The 23969-nt window shown below is 50.4% G+C and carries 21 protein-coding genes and 1 CRISPR repeat array; all 21 genes read left to right on the top strand.

Going from position 1 to position 23969, the window contains the following annotated elements; all coding sequences use genetic code 11:
* Positions 1-30 precede the first annotated feature (30 nt).
* The 21 genes from NTW12_09770 to cas2e all read left to right on the top strand — a co-directional run bounded on the left by NTW12_09770 (position 31) and on the right by cas2e (position 22555).
* On the top strand, positions 31-378 hold the full coding sequence (locus tag NTW12_09770; protein ID MCX5846622.1) for a hypothetical protein: 348 nt from the start codon (positions 31-33) through the stop codon (positions 376-378).
* Between the two features lie 96 nt (positions 379-474).
* Positions 475-882, top strand: coding sequence for a response regulator (locus NTW12_09765; protein MCX5846621.1), 408 nt, complete (start codon positions 475-477; stop codon positions 880-882).
* A 690-nt stretch (positions 883-1572) separates the two neighbouring features.
* Positions 1573-3129, top strand: a complete 1557-nt coding sequence (locus NTW12_09760; GenBank protein MCX5846620.1) for a transglutaminase-like domain-containing protein — start codon at positions 1573-1575, stop codon at positions 3127-3129.
* Positions 3130-3149: 20 nt separating this feature from the next.
* Positions 3150-4052 (top strand): DUF362 domain-containing protein, encoded by a 903-nt coding sequence (locus NTW12_09755; GenBank protein ID MCX5846619.1) that lies wholly within the window; start codon positions 3150-3152, stop codon positions 4050-4052.
* Positions 4052-5599, top strand: a complete 1548-nt coding sequence (locus tag NTW12_09750) for a 4Fe-4S binding protein (protein MCX5846618.1) — start codon at positions 4052-4054, stop codon at positions 5597-5599. Before NTW12_09755 ends, NTW12_09750 begins: the two co-directional genes overlap by 1 nt.
* Before the next feature lie 283 nt (positions 5600-5882).
* Complete coding sequence (locus NTW12_09745) at positions 5883-6275, top strand: hypothetical protein (protein ID MCX5846617.1); 393 nt, start codon at positions 5883-5885, stop codon at positions 6273-6275.
* Positions 6276-6475: 200 nt separating this feature from the next.
* A complete protein-coding gene (locus NTW12_09740) occupies positions 6476-7723 on the top strand; it encodes a beta-ketoacyl-[acyl-carrier-protein] synthase family protein (GenBank protein MCX5846616.1) in 1248 nt (415 codons plus the stop codon).
* Positions 7724-7812: 89 nt separating this feature from the next.
* Positions 7813-9042: a beta-ketoacyl-[acyl-carrier-protein] synthase family protein gene (locus NTW12_09735; protein ID MCX5846615.1), complete on the top strand. Its 1230-nt coding sequence runs from the start codon at positions 7813-7815 to the stop codon at positions 9040-9042.
* A 219-nt stretch (positions 9043-9261) separates the two neighbouring features.
* The gene (locus tag NTW12_09730) at positions 9262-10794 is read left to right on the top strand and encodes a long-chain fatty acid--CoA ligase (GenBank protein ID MCX5846614.1); all 1533 of its coding nucleotides are present in this window, start codon (positions 9262-9264) and stop codon (positions 10792-10794) included.
* 1 nt (position 10795) lies between these two features.
* A complete protein-coding gene (locus NTW12_09725; GenBank protein ID MCX5846613.1) occupies positions 10796-11938 on the top strand; it encodes an acyl-CoA dehydrogenase family protein in 1143 nt (380 codons plus the stop codon).
* 466 nt (positions 11939-12404) lie between these two features.
* The gene (locus NTW12_09720; protein MCX5846612.1) at positions 12405-12932 is read left to right on the top strand and encodes a 3'-5' exonuclease; all 528 of its coding nucleotides are present in this window, start codon (positions 12405-12407) and stop codon (positions 12930-12932) included.
* Positions 12929-15505: a CRISPR-associated helicase Cas3' gene (gene cas3 / locus NTW12_09715; protein ID MCX5846611.1), complete on the top strand. Its 2577-nt coding sequence runs from the start codon at positions 12929-12931 to the stop codon at positions 15503-15505. Before NTW12_09720 ends, cas3 begins: the two co-directional genes overlap by 4 nt.
* 11 nt (positions 15506-15516) lie before the next feature.
* Positions 15517-17091, top strand: a complete 1575-nt coding sequence (gene casA, locus NTW12_09710; GenBank protein ID MCX5846610.1) for a type I-E CRISPR-associated protein Cse1/CasA — start codon at positions 15517-15519, stop codon at positions 17089-17091.
* Positions 17088-17576, top strand: coding sequence for a type I-E CRISPR-associated protein Cse2/CasB (locus tag NTW12_09705; protein ID MCX5846609.1), 489 nt, complete (start codon positions 17088-17090; stop codon positions 17574-17576). The genes casA and NTW12_09705 overlap by 4 nt, the downstream gene beginning before the upstream one ends.
* Positions 17573-18262 (top strand): type I-E CRISPR-associated protein Cas6/Cse3/CasE, encoded by a 690-nt coding sequence (gene cas6e, locus NTW12_09700; GenBank protein MCX5846608.1) that lies wholly within the window; start codon positions 17573-17575, stop codon positions 18260-18262. Before NTW12_09705 ends, cas6e begins: the two co-directional genes overlap by 4 nt.
* 25 nt (positions 18263-18287) lie before the next feature.
* Positions 18288-19511, top strand: coding sequence for a type I-E CRISPR-associated protein Cas7/Cse4/CasC (locus NTW12_09695; GenBank protein MCX5846607.1), 1224 nt, complete (start codon positions 18288-18290; stop codon positions 19509-19511).
* Complete coding sequence (gene cas5e / locus NTW12_09690; GenBank protein ID MCX5846606.1) at positions 19501-20178, top strand: type I-E CRISPR-associated protein Cas5/CasD; 678 nt, start codon at positions 19501-19503, stop codon at positions 20176-20178. Before NTW12_09695 ends, cas5e begins: the two co-directional genes overlap by 11 nt.
* A 109-nt stretch (positions 20179-20287) precedes the next feature.
* Positions 20288-21136 carry a Bro-N domain-containing protein gene (locus NTW12_09685; protein MCX5846605.1) on the top strand — a complete coding sequence of 283 codons (849 nt, stop codon included), beginning with the start codon at positions 20288-20290 and terminating at the stop codon, positions 21134-21136.
* Positions 21137-21157: 21 nt separating this feature from the next.
* On the top strand, positions 21158-21304 hold the full coding sequence (locus NTW12_09680; protein MCX5846604.1) for a hypothetical protein: 147 nt from the start codon (positions 21158-21160) through the stop codon (positions 21302-21304).
* Between the two features lie 35 nt (positions 21305-21339).
* On the top strand, positions 21340-22263 hold the full coding sequence (cas1e, locus tag NTW12_09675) for a type I-E CRISPR-associated endonuclease Cas1e (GenBank protein ID MCX5846603.1): 924 nt from the start codon (positions 21340-21342) through the stop codon (positions 22261-22263).
* Complete coding sequence (cas2e, locus tag NTW12_09670; GenBank protein ID MCX5846602.1) at positions 22244-22555, top strand: type I-E CRISPR-associated endoribonuclease Cas2e; 312 nt, start codon at positions 22244-22246, stop codon at positions 22553-22555. The genes cas1e and cas2e overlap by 20 nt, the downstream gene beginning before the upstream one ends.
* 67 nt (positions 22556-22622) lie before the next feature.
* A CRISPR array of direct repeats spans positions 22623-23932; the repeat unit is 29 nt; unit sequence ATGTTCCCCACAGGCGTGGGGATGAACCG.
* Positions 23933-23969: the final 37 nt, after the last annotated feature.

Genomic DNA, 23969 nt, shown 5'->3' with positions numbered 1-23969 from the left:
AGAAAGAGTTTAAATCAAGGAGGTATGGACATGGCCTTGGGGAATTTTTGGTGTGATACTCGATTGTGTAAACGGACAGGTAGTCATACACGGATACTGGCGACATTCATCGCTGTTGCCTTCATTTTTCTTTGCAGCGTATCTTTTGCAGCAGAGAAATTGCCGAAATATCAAGTTATTCCTGGCAGCGATGATAAGGCCTATCTCCTGGATACATCAACAGGCTATGTCTGGATCCTTACCTATCGTACTCTGGCTGCAGGAAGAGAGCCCATAGCCATTCCATATAAATTCATCAAAATATCGCCGAAAAACCAGAATGATTTCATTATTGAAAACGCTCGGGATATGCCAATGCCATTGAATGGGCTCCCATGATGAATCATGCAGTTTTTATAGGTATTCTCGTATATGACATCCTTTTATTAACGTTACGTGTAAAAACATCAACCTAATAATTTACGGAGACCTACTATGAAATTACTGGTCGTAGACGATAGCTCGGAGATTGTAGAGATTTTGTTTTCTGCCATGGTGCTATCCGGCCATGAGGTAGATAAAGCATACGATGGGATTGAGGCCCTTGAGCGGCTCAAGAACAATTCATACGATGTCGTTATCACAGACGCCGAAATGCCCAGGATGGGAGGCGTTGAAGTCTGTCAATTTTTAAAAGCACAATTTTCTGCTGTCTTTGTCATTGGAATAAGCGGATGTTTTCGTGCACTGAAAGAACTCAAAGATGCAGGCGCCGACATCTGCCTTTCCAAGCCTTTCAGCATCCTCGCAGTGGAGGAAGCCATTGAGAATAGAAGTTTCCTTTCCCCACACAAATTTCAGGAATTGGAGACATCAACAGATTATCAGGCAGTCTCTGATTAGCTTCAACTCGATACTCTTACCTGCTGCCCATATCCGCCATACAGAATTCTGTTTGACATTCATTTTTTGGTATGCCAAATAAATAGATAGGCGGATGCATTCCGCTGAGGGTATGCAAATGCCCCCCGACGACAGGCTTATTTATCTCATATTCATCGTAAGCATGAACTCCTCATCTTCGGGGGCAAGAACGGCTAACTTCTTAGGGCCTTTTTCCTTTGCAATCCTTGAAAAATCATCCAGTGATCTAATCATCAAACATACCTCAAACATGATCTGCCCTAATACTTTTTACCACATTTTAAGTTAGAGTTCTGCGATTTTTTTGGTGATTACCGAGTGGAAGTATAGTACGGGTTGTCTGAATCAGAAAATCAACGGTACAGGAAGGCATGCACTTTTTTCTTGAGCGGAAAGATGCACGGTTCAGGCTTGCATGTTTCCGCCCGCAATAAATAAGTGACGATTTGAATTTGTTTTTCCTGTCCACGCCAAGGCTTATCGCTTTTAGAAGGAATTCAGAGCATCGAATGGCTCTTGTCTGAAATGTCAAAATATTAATTGACAATGCAACACCAAACTGTAAAGCGGGGGTACTGGCTTATAATGGATCGTGGGCGCTTGACGTCCATCTTTACTGATGCTAAAAGAAATGAGAGTCTGGTTTCGAGAATTACAGCAGAGGGATACATGGCATCAGACACTCTCAAGCATACATACCGTAAAACCAGTTTTTGCCGGTATGCAAAACGCGCATTTCTGCCGATCTTTTGTATATTGCTCCTGAGTTCATGCGCTTCCCGCTACTTCAGTCCCCTTCCTACCCCCGGGGAAACTCTTAAAATAAAGGAGTTAGGCGATCTCTCATACCGTGAACTTTGGCAGGGGTTTGTCTTCAATGGTGAAAAGGTGGGCTTTGTGCACCTTAAAATTGTACCGATGCCGGAGGTGCAACAGTATCAAATACTTTCGGAAGCCCATATGCGCATCCGTTTTCTGGGAATGGATAAAAAGATTACCATGAAAAGTGAGGACAGGGTCAGACCTGATCTCACCCTCGTCTCATTCCATTACGAACAGAAAATGGACGAAAAACCCCTCATACTCAATGGAAAGATCATTGATGGCAAACTGAAGGTGTTGCAGAAGAGCGGCAATGAGGAAAAGACTGCCGATATCATACTTTCGGGACCGCTCTACCCCACAAGCATCATCAATCTCTATCCCGTTCTCAAGAGTATGGAAGTAGGAGCTCATTATCGCTACCTCGTATACGATCCCCAGACCCAGTCCATAACCGAAGTGACCCAATCGGTCATTGCCTTTGAAGAGAGCAAGAAACTGTCTCTTGAGCCTTCCTTCAAGGTGGAGACGCACATGCACGGTCATAGCGCTTCCAGCTGGATAAACGTAAAGGGAGAGACCATCTTTGAGCTGGCGATGGGAGGCGTTTTAATTACCTACAAGGAAGATGAAAAAAGTGCGAAAAGCTTTCTGGCGGAAGCAAGCCTGAACAAGAAGGATCTCATCTTCGACTTCAGTCTCGTCAAAACGGAGAAACCCATAACCTGCCCGAGAAAGACTGTCTTACTGGAGATGTCCGTTGAAGGTTTAGCCGGGTTATTGCCCCCCCTTCAAGGACCCAATCAGGAGTTCTCAGAGAGAACAATCAATGGAAAAAAGTATACAGAGTTTCGCATCCACAGCGTATTGCCGCCGAAACAGGAGGCAGGGAGAACGCCTTTACCCAACGGTGATCGTCACCGTTACCTTGCTCCTTCTCACCACATTGAAAGCGATCATCCGGAGATTAAAAAGGTGTCACAGGATGTCATTACAGACGCCGTCACGCCCATCGAAAAGGTAAAGCGCCTGGTCCGGTGGGTGTCAACGGAGGTAAAGGATGAGGTGGTTGACAGTTTTTCGGCGGTGGAGGTTCTTCATACACGGAAGGGAGAATGCCAGGCCCACGCACTGTTGTATACCGCCATGGCGAGGGCGGCAGGAATACCCACGAAGCTGGTGGGAGGGCTCGTATATATGGAAGGAATGGGCTTTCTCTACCATAGCTGGGCGGAAAGTTATACGGATGGGTGGATTGTTGTAGATCCGACCTTCAACCAGGTGGGGGTTGATGCGACACATATCAAGTTAGTGGAAGGCCATGACTGGACATCCCTCCTGCAGATCGGGAAAGTTGTCGGACAGCTAAAAGTAACAATAAGTGATTACGTCTGTGGCCAGTAGCACTATTTAAAGGAGACCCCATGAATCGCAGGGATTTTCTCAAAGCCGCCATCGTAACCGGTGTAACCTTCACCATCCCGGGTGTCACGAACCCATTCCTCACTTCCCTGGAAGCCGCCGGGAAGACAGACCTTGTCGTCGCGCGTGGAATTCCACCTGCAAGGATAACAAAATCTGCAATCGATGGTTTAGGGGGGATGAAACAATTTATATCGAGGGGCGATATTGTTGTTGTTAAACCAAACATCGGGTGGGACAGGATCCCTGAATATGCTGCAACGACCAATCCTGAGGTCGTCTCTACAGTGGTCAGACTGTGCTATGAGGCGGGAGCGAAACAGGTCAAGGTATTTGACCGTACGGTTACAGATCCAAGGCGTTGTTATAAGCAGAGCGGTATTTCCGATGCAGCCTCCGCCGTGGGCGGGATCGTGAGCTTCGTCGATGACAGAAAATTCCGGGACGTTAAACTGCCCGGCTTTGCACTCAAATCATGGCCCCTCTATACAGAGATAATCGAGGCGGACAAGGTCATCAATATCCCTATCGCAAAGACACATGGCCTCTCCACCCTTACCCTCGGAATGAAGAACTGGATGGGAGTAATGGGTGGATCACGAGGCAGGATACACCAGAGGATCGAGGGGAGCCTTGTCGATGTAGCCATGTCCATCAAGCCCACACTCATCATCCTTGATGCGGTGCGCATCCTGACGGCGAATGGGCCGCAGGGAGGGGACCTTTCAGACGTGAAGCAGCTCAACATGGTTATTGCGGGAACGGATCAGATTGCGGTCGATGCTTTCGGGGCCACCCTCTTCGGCTTGAAAGGGGCGGATCTCGGCTATGTCGTCATGGGTCACAAGGCAGGACTCGGCACGATGGATCTGTCGAAGGTGAAAATCAAGAGGATTAGTATTTGATGATCAGAAGAATCCGTATCGCAACACAGAGCCTTTTTTTACTCATCTTCCTGTGGCTCTTTCTGCAGACAGAATCGAAAGGGGCGAATGATCTCGGCTATCCCGTAAAGATATTTTTAGATGCGGACCCGCTTATTTTCATAACAACAATCCTGTCCAGCCGCGAGTGGTATCAAACATTTTACCTCGCCATTTTCGTGATCATAGCTACGGTGTTTCTGGGGAGGGTCTTTTGCGGATGGATTTGCCCCCTGGGAACCCTGAATAACATGGCGGGCTTACTGAAAAAACAGCGCATCAAAACAGCCACCGTAAACTGGTATCGGTTCAAATATTATGTCCTCATCTTTCTTCTCACATCGTCCCTTTTCTCCCTTCAGCTCACAGGAATTCTTGATCCCATTTCCCTTCTGATTCGCTCTTTCTCCTTGGCTGTGTATCCATTGTTCAGCTATGCAACGGCATCCGTGTTTGAAACGTTCTATAATGTAAATAGCCCCTTCCTGGTCACTATCTCCGAATTCGTCTTCACGCTTCTTAAAAAACTTTTCCTTCCTTTCCAGCAGCCTCTTTTCCTCCAGAGCACTTTCATGGGACTGCTTTTTTTTCTTATTCTTGGCCTGAACCTTTGGGAGAGACGTTTCTGGTGCAAGTATCTCTGCCCTCTGGGTGCGCTTCTCGGCATTTGTTCACGGTATGCATTCCTCAAAAAATCCGTAAGCGAAGGCTGCAATGCCTGCGGGGCCTGTGCCCGCACCTGTCAGGGGAATGCCGCCCCTGACGAGAGGGAAGGATGGAAAAATACGGAGTGTCTTTACTGTATGAATTGTGACGATCTCTGTCCCCAGAATGCAGTCCGTTTCGGTTTCATGAAAAAGCAGCCCGTGGCCGCAATGGACCTCGGCAAGAGGCGGGTGATCGGTTCGATTTTATCCGGCATCGTCGTCGTTCCGCTAATGAGAATCACACCTCTTGCCAGGGCGGGAGTTTCCGATCCTAAATTAATCAGACCACCGGGTTCCCTTGAAGAAAAGCAATTTCTCAGGAGATGTGTAAAATGCGGTGAATGCATGAAGGTCTGTATTACCAATGGCCTCCAACCGACATTCCTTGAAGCGGGTATTGAGGGAATTTGGTCGCCCATCCTCGTCCCTCGAATCGGGTACTGCGAATACCGATGCACCCTCTGCGGTCAGGTCTGTCCTACAGGTGCGATAAAGAAACTGGATCCTTCAGAAAAAGAAAAAGTCAAGATAGGCCTTGCCATGATTGACAAGGGAAGATGCCTGCCCTATGCCCATGCCGTACCGTGTATTGTCTGTGAAGAGGTCTGTCCCACCCCGAAGAAGGCCATCTGGTTTGAAAAGGTAAAAGTTAAAAACAGAAACGGCAAAGAATTGATTTTAAACCAGCCGCATGTCGACTTGGAACTATGCATCGGTTGCGGGATCTGCGAGGCAAAGTGTCCCGTTCTCGGCCAGCCGGCAATCGCTGTTACCAGTATCGGGGAAACACGATCACGGGACAATCAGCTTCTGTTGCCATGACCGGAAGCTTTTGCGCATGGTGCTGATCCTTAAAGCTGAACCCCATAAATGTTTGACGTTGTATAATAAAAAACAGAATAATATTATTTGTTTCCATGTTTATTTCTATTGACATCCCCAATCATCTGTGATTAATTGCCCATCATTTCATTTCGGCATACGTTTTTTCACAGGCGTTTTTTCGGTGCAACATAATAAAACTATTTATAAACCTTGTTTGCAGTCCGATTAACCTTCGGTCTTGGACGGGGAATGTTTTTCAATCTCAAGGGCGATTGATTCCATGCGAGATGAACACAGAAATCACCCGCGATTCAGAGTAAAAAGGCAAGCCTTTGCCGGATTAATCAGCCCGAAATCTGACATCATTTTCCAATTGGGGCAGATCATGGATATCAGCAAGGGCGGCGTGAGTTTATATTATATTCCCTCCGAAAAGAATGGAAATGGAGTGACCCACATCAGTATCTTTGGACGGATGGACGAGTTTATTAGAATCGAGAAGATATCCTGCAAGGTCGTCTACGATATAAAAATTCCCACCAAAGGATGGATGAACCTGCCGGAAATACGGTGCGGCATCGAATTCCTGAGCCGGTCGTCAAGAGAAGAAAAGCAAATTGAAGGTTTCATAAGGACTTTCGCTGTCAATCCGGATACGGAACATATTTGTTAGCGTCCCGTAGATCCCGAACATCCGCCAAGCTACCCAACGTTCCAATATCGCCAATATCGTGTCAAATCAAATGATATTGACATACATGCGTGCTTCCCTTATACTTCCCACACCCCAAAGTAAGTTCTTGTCAATAGCGACCGCAATATTGATGAACTCTAAAAAAATCAAACGATTGAAAGCGGCAACTGAGGCATGCGATGCACAGGGAACGGGTTGTTATTACCGGGCTGGGAACGGTCAATGCGCTGGCGAAAAACACCGTGGAATTTTCCCGCACCCTGCAGGAGGGAGTTTGCGGAATCGGGCCGGTGACCCTGTTCGATACGGCAGACTACCGGACGCAGAGCGGGGCCGAGGTTAAGAACTTCAAGCCCCGGGACATGATACCTCCGCAGTTTTCTCTGAAGCGTATGTCCAGGGCCGATTTAATGGCCTTCGCGGCAACCATCGAGGCGCTGACGGATGCCTGTCTTTTTCCGCTGCCTGAGGCTGTTTGTGAAGACACCGGTGTTATCCTCGGCGCAGGTTCCGGCGGCAAACTGGAGGGGGAAGATTTTTACCGCGACTATCTCCGGAGGCAGGGCCGACGCGCCCGCTTTTCAACGTTGGCCAGTCTCTGCCCGGCTTCCTCAGCGGATCACATCACCGCTCATCTTGGTCTCATGGGACCGAAGACGACATTCATGACGGCCTGCTCGTCCGGGGCGACGGCCATCGGGTTTGCCCGTGATTTAATCGAGCGCCGAGCCGCCACGGTCATGATTGCAGGCGGCGTTGAACCCCTGTGCCGGACCACCTATGCCTCATTCAACGCACTCCAGGCTGTCGATCCCGAATACTGTAAGCCTTTCGATAGAAACCGGCAGGGACTCTCACTTGGGGAGGCGTCGGCGATCATGATCCTGGAATCGTTGACTCATGCCAGGGAACGGGGTGTTCGGATATACGGTGAAGTTCTGGGATACGGGGTTACCTGCGATGCCTATCACATGACGACCCCGGATGTAGAAGCGTCCGGCGCCGTTCGTTCCATACAGGCGGCGCTGGCGGACGCCGGCATTTCCCCTGCCGCCGTCGATTACATCAACGCTCATGGGACCGCTACGCCAACGAACGATGCCATGGAGACCAGGGCCCTCAAAGAGGTTTTTGGAAAGCGGGCTTACCGGATACCGGTCAGTTCGACCAAGTCTATGACGGGTCATACATTGGGGGCCTCCGGCGCCCTGGAAGCGATTGTGTCCATTGTAGCGATCCGGCAAGGGTTCATCCCTCCTACGATTCACCATTATGAGCCTGATCCGGAATGCGATCTCGATTATGTATCCACGGGTGCGCGTCAGGCTGAGTTGAAAGTCGTTCTCTCCAACTCCTTTGCATTCGGCGGAAATAATACGGCAGTGGTTCTGGGGCGATTTACGGAAAAAGGAATTCAGAATGAATAGTTCCTCCCCGAAAAAAGTTGATAGCCTCTTCGGAATTCAAGATGCAGGAACTTGAAACTTGAAACTTATAACTTGTAACTTTTATCCTTATGAATAGACAGGTTGTTGTGACCGGGATCGGGATGGTAACACCCCTTGGCGTCGGGAAAGAAAGCTTTGCGCAGGCTTTGTTCCGGGGCGATTCCGGTGTCAGAGAGATCGCGGCCTTCGACACGTCCCGTTTTTCCTCCCATCTGGGGGCGGAAATCAGGGAGTTTTCAGCGCGGGATTTCATCTCCCTGAAGAATTTACGGAGGATGGACAGGCTTTCCCAGACGGCCGTCGCCTCGGTACGGTTGGCCCTGGAGGATGCAAAGGTCAGCATCAACCCCGCAAACCGTGACCGCATCGGCGTCATCCTGGGAACCGCCTTCGGCCCGACGGATATCAAAGTCCATTGCGCCCGCATCCTCTTTACCGAGGGTCCGGGAATGATCAATCCGATCCTGGTTCCCAATTCAGTCATGAACGCGCCTGCTGGTCATGCCTCCATCGAACTGGGGTTCAGGGGGGTGAATACCACGGTAAATCATCAGGCCGCTTCGGGTGAAACAGCCATTGTGTATGCGGCCATGGAGATCCAAAAGGGCGCCGCTGATATCATTCTGGCGGGCGGGGCCGATATTCTTTCGGAGTTCTTCTATGAAACCCTCGTCAGGTTCAGGGCGGTTTCCCCCGTTGACGGGAAAAAAGAAGGTGCGCGTCCTTTCGACACGAAGCGGAACGGTCCCATTGCGGGAGAGGGGTGCGGGATCGTCTGCCTTGAACTCCGGGAGCATGCCGAGAGCAGGGGAGCGATTCCCTATTGTGAGATTGCCGGATGGGGGATGAGTTCTTCGCCCGCCGGACCAACCGATTGGCCCGATAATGCAAAAGGGGTGACTCTCGCCATGACGCGGGCGTTGAAAGCGGCTGACCTTACGCCGGAAGGTGTCGATACAATCCAGGCAGCCGCAAACGGCGGGAAAAATCCCGATGGGATCGAAGCGGATGCCTGCCTGCGCCTTTTTAGATCAGAAGCAGCAGCTCCTGTGGTTTCTTCGATCAAAGGCGCCCTGGGGGAAAGTTTTTCATCGGGAGGCACACGGGCGGCCGCACTTGCATTATCCATCCGGGAAGGAAAGGTTCCGCCGACACTGGGGCTTGCGGAACCCATCGCGCCGCTTTTTTTTACAACCGGTGAGGCCAGGAAAATGAACATCCGCAATGGGCTTATCAACGCCATCTCTCATGGAGGAACCAACGTATCCATCGTCATGCGCAAAATCGAACAGGATTGAGATGCACTGAGCCCATACTATGAAAACAGATTCCATGTATTCCCCCCTTTAGAAAAGGGGGGGTAGGGGGGATTTGATAATAACTGGAAAAATCCCCCTCAATCCCCCTTTACGAAAGGGGGACTTATCAGGACAAAATTATTTTCATGCCTTCGTAGCGCCGCCAAGGGGCATGAAGTTTCCCGCGGAGGCGGGAATCCATAGTATAGGAGGACTGATGTGAATATCGGTGAGTGGATCTCAAAGCGGGCGCTTCTCCATCCGGCGAAGCTTTTTTTGAGAGAGGAGGACGGCAGAGAATTCAGTAATGAGGAGTTTGACAGGCGTGTGAATCGCATGGCCCACGCCCTCGGCGAATGGGGAGTCGTCAAAGGCGAACGGGTGGCCGCTTTGATGCTGAATTCAAGCGAGTTCCTTGAAGTATTTTTTGCCTGCGGAAAGACCGGCGCGATCATGGTCCCCGTCAACTTTCGCCTGGCCGCGCCGGAGTTGATCTACATCCTCCGGGATTGCTCCCCCCGTGCGCTTATCTACTCATCGGATTTCGCCGATAAGGTCAAGGCAATCAAGTCCGCAGGTCTTTCCCTGTCCCGCTACTTCCGTCACGGTGGAGACACTGTATCGGAAGATCCGTCGATTTCCGACTTCGTTTCACGCTTGCCGGTAAACGAGATGGTTCCTGTAAGCGAGGTTACGCTGGATGACCCCCTGTTCATCATGTACACCTCAGGTACGACCGGCGATCCCAAGGGCGCCGTGCTGTCGCATGGAAACATCCTGTTCGGGGCCATTCATTCCCTTGTGGGATATGGCGTTGACAAGACGTACACGTCGCTCGTCGTCGCGCCGCTATTCCATATCGGGGCGCTCGCCGCCTCGGCCACGCCCGTGATTTATGCCGGCGGCTCCCTGATTTTAAAAAGCTTCTACAACGCGTCTGAGGTCATCAAACTTATCGTGCAGGAAAAGATCAACTACATGTTCGCCGTACCGGTCATGTTTCAGCTTATGGCCAAATCAGATGAATGGGACAAGGCGGATTTCTCACACGTTCACTTCTTCATCTCCGGCGGCGCCGCTATTCCAATCCAGGTGATCCGCAAGTACCAGGAGGAGAAGGGCGTCGGTTTCGTCCAGGGATATGGATTGACAGAGACAGGACGTCTGACATCGCTTGATCTTGAAGATTCCATCCGGAAGGCGGGCTCTGTGGGAAAAGAGGTTTTTCATATCGATTTGCGCATTGTGGATAAAAACGACCGGGACGTTGCCCCTGGAGAGCCGGGCGAAATCGTGGTCAGGGGTCCTAATGTTTTTACAGGCTACTGGAATAAACCGCGGGAAACGGCGGAAGCCATGCAGGGAGGCTGGTTCCACACCGGCGATATGGGCAGGCGTGATGGAGAAGGATTTGTTTACGTGATCGGCAGGAAGCAGGAACTGATCATCAGTTCCGGGGAAAATATTTATCCCGCCGAGGTGGAACGGGCGATTCAGACGCTGCCCCAGGTCAGGGAAGCCGCTGCTGTCGCCATGCCCGATCCCTCACGGGGAGAGGTCGTGGCGGCCTTTGTCATGCTGCACGAAGGGCAGTTTATAGCAGAAGAGGATCTGATCAACGCCCTCCAGGGACAGATTGCCCATTTCAAGATCCCGAAAAGGGTCTTTTTCGTGGACGATTTTCCCCGAAATTCCACCGGCAAGATTCTGAAAAAAGAATTGCAAAAGCAGTTCACAGGTAAGGAAAGGTAAGATGGACATTATTACCTATACAGAAGGGCACAGGATATTCCGCGAAAGCTTCCGGAAATTTCTTGAGAAGGAAATTATCCCTCATATCGAGGAATGGGAAGAAGCGGGTATTGTGCCGCGCAACGTCTGGAAAAAAATGGGAAAAGAGGGCTTTCTCTGCACGGGCGTGCCTGAGCGGTACGGCGGCCCCGGCGCTGATTTCCTCTATGCGGTTATCATTATTGAAGAGCTGGCAAAGAGTAATTTCACCGGCCTGGGCGTCCGGCTGCACAGTGACGTTGTAACGCCGTATATTCTGGATTATGCCACGGAAGAGCAGAAACTAAAATACATCCCCGGATGCGTCGCCGGCGATATCATCACCGCCATCGGCATGACGGAGCCCAATACCGGCAGCGATCTGGCGGCGATCCGGACAACTGCCGTGGAAGACGGCAACGGAATCGTCATTAACGGCCAAAAGACATTTATCAGTAACGGAATCAACTGCGATCTGATTATTCTGGCCGCCAGAGATCCGGCTGAGACAAACCCCCACAGCGCCATTGATCTCTATCTGGTGGAAGCCGGTACACCGGGTTTTGAAAAAGGGAGGCGGCTCAAAAAAGCCGGCTGGCATGCCCAGGATACGGCGGAACTTTTTTTCTCAGATTGTCGGATTCCTCAAGCGAATCGACTTGGCGAAAAGGGAACAGGCTTTAAAAAATTGATGAGTCATCTCCAGCCGGAGCGTCTGGTCGTCGCGATCGGCGCCGTCGCTGCCGCGGAATTCATGCTGGGAGAAACCATTTCATACGTTAAGAATCGGGAAGTTTTCGGGAAGCCCGTTGCCGGATACCAGCATACCCAATTTGAGATTGCGGAAATGGCTACAGAAATCAAACTGGGTCGGACCTACATCGATAAACTTATTATGGATCACATGGAAGGAGCGGATATCGTAACGGATGTTTCCATGGCAAAATACTGGACCACCGAAATGGCTTTTCGCGTGGCTGACCGGTGCATGCAGCTTTTTGGCGGCTACGGCTACTGTGAGGAATATCCCATCGCCCGCGCCTGGCGGGACATCCGGGTCAACCGCATCCTGGCGGGTACAAATGAAATCATGAAAATCGTCGTGGCCAGAAATCTGGGGTTATAATACAGGGGAACTCATTATTTTGTCCCTATACTTCTCCAACGAAGGGGCACTTTCTTGCCAAATATGTCTAAACAAATACCTGAAAACACTTGACTATGCGGTGTAAAAGGATTACTTACTCCGCAAAAGTTCCGTTGGTCATTCCTTTTTAAACCATTCTTCTAAAATGCACAAAGAGAACAGTGATGGTTCTTAAATTTCTTCTCTGATTCCACATAAGGGTTCCGTCTCCACCAGCTTTCCCGTCATTTATTTTGTTTTTAAAACAGCCCGGCATGAACACATCGTGATGGATCGAGAAAGCTTCACCAGCCATTCTATTTTAAGGAATGTAATGACAAAAAAATACTACGCCCACACAAAAGAAGGACGCCCGCCGGAGGAATGGCAGCCGATTGATGAACATCATCAAGCCCCTCGCGGCAGCGTATTTTGATACAACCCAATAGTAGTCAGATGTGAAAATATGCGAATAAGAAAAGCTTCATTATTACATGTTGTTTTAGATGTTGAGACAACAGGACTCAATGCCGCACGGGGTGATAGAATAATCGAAATTGGCGCTGTCGTGGTGCAGAACGGCGCCATCATCGATGAATTCCACAGTTTTGTCAAACCTCCGAAACAAATATCGAAAAGCGCTCAATTAGTGCACGGTATCACCGATGCTATGCTGATCGGACAACCGACGCCGGAAGAAGTATTTCCTCAGTTTTATGACTTTATTAAGAACAGCGTGTTGGTGGCCCACAATGCGAAATTTGACATAGGTTTTCTAAGAATCGAATTCCCCCGACATCGCCTCAGCCTAAATCACCGCTACATCTGCACCCTCGAAATGAGCCGCCAGCATTTCCCACGGCTTTCGAACCATAAACTTGGCACTGTATACCGGCATCTCGTAGGAAAATCAACTGCCGATATCCAAGCACACCGCGCCTTGGGCGACGCCCACATGGTCGCCGCCATCTGGCTAGCGATGGAGGGAAAATGACCGAAATCTCGACACATTGCAAATATTGGGCAAAGACCACACCAGAAGGGAATCCCGGCCTTTCCGTTTATGATCACATGGTGAATGTCGGATGTGTTGCACGCTGTATTGCAGAGTCCTTTCCGGAGATCCTTGAGCGCTTTCATTTGCGATCATCAGAGGTCGGCGCTCTTGCCGCGCTCCACGACATTGGAAAAATATCTCCTGGTTTTCAGCGAAAGTGCGAAAAATGGCTTAAAGAAAACGATCTGGTAAAAGTTGACCGTAACTGCTGTTGGGATACAGCAATGGAATCTAATCATGGAAAAGTGTCCCATGCGGCAATTCAGACATTTCTTTCCGAAAGCGGTATCGACAGGAAGTCGGCTAAATTTCTTTCAACTATACTAGGCGCCCATCATGGTCGCCTCACGCCCCCCAATGACCGCGGATACCGGCCGGATAAAGCAATATCTGAGACTAACAGCCACATTGATTGGGATGATGCGCGTAAAGAAAATGCAGGAATGATATGGCGCCACTTTGCAACAAATGACAGTTCTTTTGAGTTCACCGACCTGTCCCCCTCGCTCTGGTGGCTTGCCGGGCTCACCTCCGTTGCCGACTGGATCGGTTCCGATGAACGGTTCTTTTCTCCGGAGTACAGGACTGGTGATGAAGATGCCGCCTTCCATGCACAAAACGCACTCGCTGCTATCGGCTTTCGGCAAACTGAATTTGTTCGTGACCTTTCGTTTCACGATCTATTCCATGATGTAGAAAAGCCTGATATACTGTGGATTCCCAATGAGATGCAGGAGAAAACACTCTCTGCGGTGAACGGACCTGGCGTCTATGTTGTCGAAGCGCCGATGGGTATGGGCAAAACCGAAGCGGCACTATGGGCGGCCTATCAGTTGCTTATTTCAGGACAAGCAAAGGGAATCTATTTCGCGCTTCCAACTCAGGCAACCAGTAACCGGATGCACATACGTATGAAGGAGTTTGTGCGGCGTATATCCGTCGCATCTAATACAAGCCGCCTGATTCACGGAAATTCCTGGTTAATGGACCAAGCCGAGGAACTATTGCCTGTTGCTACAAGTGCTTGTTCTGTCAGTGAAGATGCACGAACAGGGCGGGACTGGTTTGCCTCGGCAAAACGGGCGTTGCTTGCCCCTTTCGGTGTCGGCACGATCGACCAGGCACTGCTTGGCGTTGTTGCGGCAAAACACTTCTTCGTTCGCCACTTCGCCCTTGCCGGGAAGGTGGTTATTCTCGATGAAGTGCATTCATACGATCGCTATACGGGAAAACTTATCGACAAACTGATTACAACGCTCGAAGGACTGGGCTGTACGGTGATTGTCCTGTCCGCTACCCTCACGGGCACGCGGCGCAGACAAATAGCTTCACACCCGGAAGAGGTGGAAGCTGATGTTGAACTTCCCTATCCTCTTATCACCGGAAGAAAGGAAGGAGTGCCCCTGAAACCGATAGCGGCAGCACCGCCGGAATCGCGAACCGTCAAAGTGGATTTTATTGCTGCTGAGAATGCTTCCGAAAAGGCCATTACTATTGCTCGGAATGGTGGAGCGGTGCTCTGGATATGCAATACTGTTGGCGTGGCGCAGAAGCAATACCAACGGTTCATGGAAATAAGTCAAAAGGATTTCCTCGTGGGTCTTCTCCATTCGCGGTTTCCCTTCTGGCGGCGTGAAGAGCTGGAGGACGAATGGATGGAACGACTCGGTAAAAATGGAAAGACACGATGCGGCTCTATTCTCGTTTCCACCCAGGTTGTAGAGCAGAGCGTCGATCTTGACGCGGATCTTCTGATTACCGAATTGGCTCCAACCGATATGCTCTTCCAACGCCTCGGGCGGCTCTGGCGGCATGAGCGGGAACAGCGACCGGCTGATGAGGCGCAGCTCTGCATTATTGAAGAGACTCAGTCCATCGAAGAGTTTCGAAACATGGAACCGAAAGCAATCCTGACGGCGCTGGGGAGTAACGCCAAAGTGTACGCTCCTTACGTCCTTCTCCGTTCTCTTGAAGTTTGGAAGACGCAACCACAGGTGTCGCTGCCATTACAAATACGGCAGTTGATCGAATCGACTTATCATGATCGGGATGATGAACCAGAATCTTGGACACAGCTATACAATGAGTGGTTTGGATCGGATTCTGCAAAAAAAATGCTGGCCTCTCGAAACTGCAACCTCTGGCAGGTGGCGCTTGAAGATACTGAGGGCGTGCAGACCCGTCTTAACGAGATGCCGACGATTGCCCTTGTTCTCTGTCGAATGATCACAAATCACGAAGCGGCTTTTATAGATCACACAAGAGGGCTACTCGGCAGCGACCTTTATCGACTTGCTACCGCCCAGGCAATTCACAAGAATCTGGTGAAAGTCCCGAAATACTGTTTTGACAGCATTGAGCCGTGCTCAGCCTTTGCCGACTATCTCTACGGAGAACAGAGCATTGGAATCGTTGTGGAGAGTGGAGAGGTGAAAGTGAAGGGTTTGAAAAAAGGAACTCGGCTTTTCTATTCTGACGAACTGGGGCTTGTCATTGAAAAATCATCTTGAAAGGAGGACATATGAATGTTGCTTTTGACCCGTGGATACCCGTTGTAACCACCGCGGGCGAACGAAAACTGGTGAGCTTGTGTACCGTGTTTACCGAAGGTGAAAATTTCTCCGACCTGGCGGTGCGCCCGCATGAGCGGGTTGCCCTGATGCGCCTCTTTATTTGTGTTGCTCATGCGGCGCTCAACGGCCCGAAGGATTATGACGAGTGGTGCGATGCGCCCAAAAAGTTGCCCGAAGAAGCACGGAAGTATCTGACGACTTGGAAAGATTCGTTCGAGATATTCCATGCGACGAAGCCGTGGTTGCAAGTGGCTGGGCTTTCCAGAAATGTTATCAAGACAGCTTCTACGGATAATACTTTGGATTGGACACCAGTGTCGAAGTTAAATTTCTCGCTTGCAACCGGGAATAACACTACGCTTTTTGATCATGGTGGAATGAGTGAAGACAGGTGTATCGCTTTTGCTGAAACTGCTCTCTCAATGCTGACTTTTCAATGTTTTTCACCAGGCGGGCTTATTTCTCAGGTGTATTGGGGTGATAAACAGACCGGAAAATCATCGAAAGACGGCCCTTGTGTTTCTGCATCCATGCTTCATGCCTTCCTGCGCGATGAAAACCTTCTGGAGACAATCCACCTTAATTTGCCGAATTATGAGGATATTCGATTCAGTTACGGTGAACGGAATTTCGGAAAGCCGGTGTGGGAGATGGCGCCGACATCATTTGCTGATTCAATAGGGGTGGTAAATGCAACAACAACCTATGTAGGTCGTCTTGTGCCAATGACGCGTCTTATCCTTATACATCCCTCTGGTGAGCGAATGTTACTGGGCGACGGTTTGGCATATCCACCATATACCGATGGATTCCCCCCAGAACCAACCGCAACGGTAATGATCAGGAAGAAGGGTGAAAAGGAAGAGCGGGCGTTACTTTCATACCGCCCAGCAAAGGCGCTCTGGCGCGAACTTGCGGCAGTTGTCGTTAAACGAACGTCTGAAGGATTGGGCGGTCCCTTATCTCTTCGCGCCATTCAAGACGGTGAAGAATGTGATCTTATCGTTGCTGCATTAGCTCGCAATCAGGCAACTATTGTTGATACAATAGAATCGGCCTTTCATATTCCATCAAGTCTTCGTTCATCCGGGGGGGCTGCAACCTATGAAGCAGAGGTAAAATATGCCGAAGCCATGGCTATCCGCCTTGGCTGGGCTGTCGAAATTTATCGGGGGGAAATTGATCATGGGTGGGAAGGGAAACTTAAGTCTGCCGGACCAGCCAAGGGGCAACTCAAGGCAAAGCTCCACGCTCTTGCCACCACCCATTACTGGACAACCGTCGAAAAAAATCTCTCACTCCTCATGAACCACATCGACGCCATAGGCTCCGATGCCGCCATTCCCACCCGCAAGTCATGGCGAAAAATGCTCTTCATCGCCGCATGTGAAGCCTATCGTATTGCCTGCGGGCAGGAGACACCAAGGCAAATGCGCGCCTTTGCCAAAGGGTGGCAAAAATTGACAACCATGAAACACGAACCTGAATCGGATACCCATGAAACCAAGGAGGAGGAAATATGAGCTGGCTTCTCGAACGACTCCGCAAGTACAAAGATGACCGGGGGATAATGGCCAACCTTCGGTGCATACTTGTGGACAACAAAAAACACCGTGCCTGGCCGGCGTTGAATCGTCTTGGGATTGCGATAAAAGATGATGATTCAGCCTATACTGCGGGGTTCTTTGCGACCCATCCCGAAGAGACATCTACAGGAAATTTCGGTACTACTTGCCAGGCAATTGAGAATAAGCGGGGTGAAGTACGAGGCCGTGATAACAAGTTGACCCCAACCGAACGGCGATTCCAGCATCTGCTTGCTGCTGAAAAATCCGAGATTTATTCCCGCATACTGCGAATGGTGCGCATGGCAAAATCGCAAAACGTACCAGTCAATTACGAACAACTCGAGACCGACTTAAAATTCTGGAGCGACCGCACCAAGACCGAATGGGCAGCCGCTTTCTGGACGCAAGGCACGGCACCCGTCTCTGAGGAGGATATATGAACTGGCTGGCCCGTTTAGAAATTGATGCGGAAACCGCCCGTGCTGAAGACATTTCAGACAACTACGCCTGGCATAAGCGGTTATGGGAGGGATGTTTTCCCGATGATCCTAATGCCAAACGGGATTTCCTAACTCGGATTGATCAGATGGAAGGGGCGTTTAGGCTCTGGATTCTGGCTAAGAGAAAACCTGTGCGACCTGAATGGTGCCCTCCTGACGGTTTTGCTCTTAAGGAGATTGCCCCTTCGTTCCTCTCTCATCGCTATTATGCCTTTGACGTGCGGGTAAACCCCGTGAAGACCATTGTGCAGCGAGGTCCCAACGGAGAAACCTTGTTGCGCCCCAATGGCAAACGAAAGAATGGGAAACGAGTTTCGCTGGTAAAACCGGAAGAACTGCGTACCTGGCTTATTCACAAAGGCAAAGTTAGATGTCGGGATCAGAAAACCGGGTTGGATGTGCCTGGTGGGTTTCGAATCTTAGAAGAAAGGCCTCTCGAAATTTGTCCGATGTTAGAAAGCCACTTCCGCAAGAAAGGACAAACCGGTTACCACGGCGGCGTCCAGTTTCGTGGAATCCTGGAAGTGACCGATTCTGAGGGGTTTGTCGAAACATATCAGTCTGGTATTGGCAGCGCCAAGGGCTTTGGTTTCGGTCTGCTGCTCCTTGCTCCAATTAACCTGTAAACACAATAAAATAAGGAGAAAAATAATGAAACACTTGGAACTGCACATTATTCAATCTGTTCCCGTTGCCTGCCTCAACCGTGACGACCTCAATTCGCCAAAGACAGCCGTTTTCGGCGGCGTCCAGCGGGCACGTGTATCAAGCCAGTCATGGAAACGGGCGATTCGGGAAATGGCTGCAAAAGAAATTGATACTTCTGGTCAGTTCAAAGGGGAACGAAGCCGCCTGTTTATCGAGAAAATTTTTTCTGATCTTAAGAAACTCGGGGAAGAAGAAGGAGCAGCTAAGGCATTGTCTCTATGTGCCGGACACTATCTCGCAAAATTGGATCCAAAACAGGAAGGGAAAGTAAAAACCCTCGTCTTTCTTTCACCCCTTGAATACGAAATCTTTGCGAAGCTTCTTTTCTCTCTCAAGGATGCTGATAAACAGAAACTGGTTGAAGCAATATCGTCGATTGACAAGGAACAGTTGGCAAAAGATGAAGAGAGTGATGAAGGCGTTGAAGAAGAGGACCCAGGGGAAAAGGATAAAAAAGAGAAAAAACTCACTGCCAAACAGTTTACCAAGCTTGTGTCTAAAATACTGAAATCTCCGGTAGAAAAGGCATTCAAAAGTGAAAAAATAGACACGAAAAGCCTTCCAAAGGATGCCGCAGACATCGCTCTCTTTGGGCGTATGGTAGCCAATGACCACTCCCTGACCGTCGAAGCTGCCTCCATGTTTTCGCATGCCCTATCCACGCACAAGGTCGATAATGAAATCGATTTTTTTGCTGCTGTAGATGATCTGCAACCCAGGAAAGAGTCTGGCGCAGGCATGACCGGCACGCTGGAGTTCAATTCCGCAACGTATTACCGTTTTGCCGCCCTCAACCTTGATATGCTCACTGATGACGAGCACCTGGGAAGCATGACCAGGGAAGAACGCCAGAGTGTGGTGCGTACCTTCGTAGAGGCAACGGTTATGGCTATCCCAGGTGCCCGCAAGAACACCATGAATGGAAATACGATCCCTGCCTATGTCCTTGGCGTTGTAAGGGAAAAGGGGCATCCGGTTCAATTGGTCAATGCCTTTGAAACGCCGGTTCGTTCCTCACAAGGCTATGTCGTCAAATCCGTTGAATTGCTCAAGGCGGAGTATGCAAAACTCACTGATACTTGGGGGTTAAAAGCTGTTCTCGATAAGGCTATCCCCGATGTCGGTATGAAAACTTTTCTTAAAGAGGTTGTAAACCATGTCATCTGATGAAGGATATCTTGTCTTACGCTTGGAAGGTCCCCTTCAATCCTGGGGATTCGACAGCCAGTACAATCGAAGAAATACCGGCTTGATGCCGACCAAGAGCGCTATTGCAGGAATATGTTGTGCCGCTCTCGGCCTGCCCCGTGGAAGTGAAAAGGAACAGGCATTTCTTGCCTCATTCGGAAAGGTGCGGATGCTCGCCATTGCCATTCCTCGCAGTGGCGTTAAAAAGGAACTACCGGTTCGACGGTTGCAGGATTATCATACCGTTCAGCATACCAAGACCGCAGAAGGAAAAAACAAGGATTGTCACATCACCTACAGGCAATATCTCACTGATGCGTCCTTTGGTATTCTCCTAACGGGGGTTTCACCACTACTCAAACAGATTGCTAATGCCTTGGGCAATCCTGCCTGGGGCATCTGGCTCGGACGTAAAACCTGTATACCATCCGCCCCGGTTTTTGCCGGTTTGAAGGATAGTCGAGACGATGCACTGCGGCTGCTCATTGGAGAGAAATCACTTAAATCATTCACTCGTCAGGAGGAGGTTGAGACCTTTAGCGAAGGGCGGGACACCCTTCCCGATGCACCGGTATCATTTGCTACGGAGCGAAGGTTGTTTTCACCAAGGAGAGTGCGAACACTGCAAGGTGCAGAGATTCGTTGATGCTTCATGCGAAAAGCATTGGTCCCGCGAAGGGTTTCGGTTGTAGGCTTATTTCTCTGACGCGGGCATAGTATTTTAAATAGATTGGCAATTTAATGGAGATTTTATCATGACTAAAAAGAATGTTCCGCCTCAGATCGAAACAAAAATTGCTCTTTTTCGAGGCAGGGGTATCCGCAAAACACTTCATAACAACGAATGGTGGTTTGTGATATCTGATGTTGTCGATGTATTGACCGATTCAAAGGATCCATCCGGATATATCAAAGATATGCGTCGTCGTGACGAGGAGTTATCCAAAGGGTGGGGGCAAATTGCCACCCCCCTTTGGATAGAAACTCCTGGAGGGAAGCAAAAAGTCAATTGCGCCAACACAGAAGGCGTCTTCCGCATCATTCAGTCCATCCCTTCCCCTAAGGCCGAACCCTTCAAGCGCTGGCTGGCAAAAGTCGGTTACGAGAGGGTTCAGGAAATAGAAGACCCGGAACTGGCAACGAAAAGGTCGCGGGCGATCTATAAGGCCAAGGGGTATTCCGATGACTGGATCGAGAAGCGGATGCGCGGCATCGCCGTCAGGGAAGAGCTTACGGACGAGTGGAAAAAACGGGACGTGAAGCAGGAGCAGGAGTATAAAATCCTCACGGCGGAGATCGCAAAAGCAGCGTTCGGTGTTACACCCGGCGAGCATAAAGAATTGAAGGGGCTGAAACGGGAAAACCTGCGGGACCACATGACCGACCTGGAACTGATCTTCTCGATGCTCGGCGAGGCGGCGACCACGGAAATAACCAGGGTTGATGACGCGCAGGGCTTCCATGAAAGCAAGACAGCCGCACGGAAAGGCGGAGGGGTTGCGGGAAAGGCGCGAAAAGACCTTGAAAAGAAAACCGGCAAACGGGTCGTCTCGCCGGAAAATTACCTGAGCGAACCGGAGAGCAGGAAACGACTGAAAGCGTAGAAGAAGACAGGGTGTATTCACATGACAAATCAGTCTCAAAAACCCCAGCACTCCGGCTCAAAGAGAGGACGCGGCGCTTATTGGGGCCGGAAGAAGGCGGCCAAGAAGGAATCCAACCGGGTGCGGCGGGAAATTGATAAGTCGGAAGAAAAGCCGAAGTCGGAGTGAAGAGAAAAAAGTATCAAAGCAATGGAGAACAATCTATGACTGAACAAATTCTACCTCCCTTGAAACCCATACCGATAAAAGATCGCGTATCTATCATCTTTGTGGAAAAGGGCAATCTTGATGTACTGGACGGCGCATTTGTCGTGGTTGATAAGACCGGCGTCCGCACTCATATCCCCGTCGGGGGTGTGGCCTGCCTGATGCTGGAGCCGGGGACGCGGGTTTCCCATGCGGCTGTCACATTGGCATCGAGGGTCGGATGCCTGCTGGTCTGGGTCGGTGACGGCGGCGTCCGTCTATATGCTTCGGGACAGCCCGGGGGCGCTCGTGCGGATCGTCTGCTGTACCAGGCAAAATTGGCGCTGGATGACGCTGCCCGCTTGAAGGTAGTCCGGAAGATGTACGCCATGAGGTTCAAGGAAGACCCACCGGAAAGGCGCAGTGTTGAGCAGTTGCGGGGAATTGAAGGCGTACGGGTTCGCAAGATGTATGAACTCATGGCGCGGCAATACAAGGTTGAGTGGAAAAGCCGCAACTATGATTATAACGAGTGGGGCAGTGGAGATATTCCAAACCGTTGCTTAAGTTCGGCGACGGCCTGTCTTTACGGGATCTGTGAAGCATCCATCCTGGCAGCGGGATATGCCCCGGCGATCGGTTTCATCCATACGGGAAAACCTCAATCCTTCGTCTACGATATAGCCGACATCTTCAAATTCGAAACCGTCATTCCCGTAGCATTCCGCACCGCTTCGAGGAAACCGAACTCACCTGAACGTGAGGTGCGTCTGGCGTGCCGGGACGTCTTTCGTCAAAGCCGGTTGCTGCACCGAATTATCCCGACCATTGAAGAGGTGCTGGCGGCTGGAGAAGTCAAAGTACCTAAGCCCCATGAAGAAGCGGTCGAGATCGCTATTCCGAACAAGGAGGGTATCGGCGATGATGGTCACCGTGGTTGAAAACGCGCCTCCGCGTCTGAGAGGGCGTCTGGCCATATGGCTCTTGGAAGTTCGCGCCGGTGTTTACATCGGTAAAGTATCGCGACGCGTACGCGAGATGATCTGGGATCAGATCGAAAAAGGAATCGAGGACGGCAACGCAGTGATGGCCTGGAGTACCAATACTGAATCCGGCTTTGACTTCATGACTTTAGGGGCAAACCGCCGCATCCCTGTAGAAATGGATGGGATCAAGCTGGTATCTTTCTTGCCGGAGGATGGGAAAGAAAACATCTTAGAGGCTTCAGATTGACTGTCATTTTTTTGGTAGAAAATTGCTCTTTGAAAATTGAATATAAATTCAAGGAGATACAAGAAGTATGTTCCCCACAGGCGTGGGGATGAACCGGCGACATGCGATGGATGCGAAGCGCCCATAAAATGTTCCCCACAGGCGTGGGGATGAACCGGCAATCCTCTATGGGTACCATTGCCTCGAAATATGTTCCCCACAGGCGTGGGGATGAACCGATGATCTTTGCAGCGCCTGCGCGGGATGAGGAATGTTCCCCACAGGCGTGGGGATGAACCGGTTACAGACTCGCATACCACGCACTGCCTGTTATGTTCCCCACAGGCGTGGGGATGAACCGGACGGTCTCGCCACGGCAGAAACGATATCCTCATGTTCCCCACAGGCGTGGGGATGAACCGGCCAATCAGGACAAGGCCCTGGGAGAATTAATATGTTCCCCACAGGCGTGGGGATGAACCGATCAGGTTGCCCCATCGTTCATTTCCGATTTTATGTTCCCCACAGGCGTGGGGATGAACCGCCTAACTGGTTGTTTCCCGTCCCGTGTGTGATATGTTCCCCACAGGCGTGGGGATGAACCGGTGGAACCTGCTGCATAAATCATCACCTCCCAATGTTCCCCACAGGCGTGGGGATGAACCGTTGTTTTAAAAAGGCTGTCTGAAATCGCCGCAATGTTCCCCACAGGCGTGGGGATGAACCACTTCGGAAAAGCTTCCTTGTATGGCCTCTATCATGTTCCCCACAGGCGTGGGGATGAACCGCTTAAATAACCGGCACCAAAATTGGTAACCACATGTTCCCCACAGGCGTGGGGATGAACCGGCATCAAGTTTGTCGTGTAATTCATAGGTAATATGTTCCCCACAGGCGTGGGGATGAACCGAAGGCGGCTACATGGGGGACTGCGGTTGCCTGATGTTCCCCACAGGCGTGGGGATGAACCGATTCAGGGTTCCGCGGTGGAAAGCTCAACCAAATGTTCCCCACAGGCGTGGGGATGAACCGGCATTGCAGGCGGAAGAGGCATTTCAAAGGGTATGTTCCCCACAGGCGTGGGGATGAACCGATCATACAACTTTATATCGGTAATCCCGTCGGATGTTCCCCACAGGCGTGGGGATGAACCGTCAGGCCGCTTGCTGCCGTGGCGCATGCCTCTATGTTCCCCACAGGCGTGGGGATGAACCGAGACCTCTCTTATATTCTGTATGCTTTTGTGTATGTTCCCCACAGGCGTGGGGATGAACCGAAAGTATCAACGAAAGACATTTCGATTATCAGATGTTCCCCACAGGCGTGTGGATGAACCGACTTCTTCAAGAGATTAGCATTTGAAGATAATCTGTTCCCCACAGGCGTGGGGATGAACCGTTCTTGTGTGTATTGGGCATTTTTGTCAAATAATGTT

The sequence above is a fragment of the Deltaproteobacteria bacterium genome, assembly GCA_026388545.1.
In the GTDB taxonomy this organism is placed as follows: domain Bacteria; phylum Desulfobacterota; class Syntrophia; order Syntrophales; family UBA2185; genus JAPLJS01.
The sequence above is the reverse complement of the archived record's forward strand: the minus strand, read 5'-3'. Positions and strand labels throughout refer to the sequence as shown.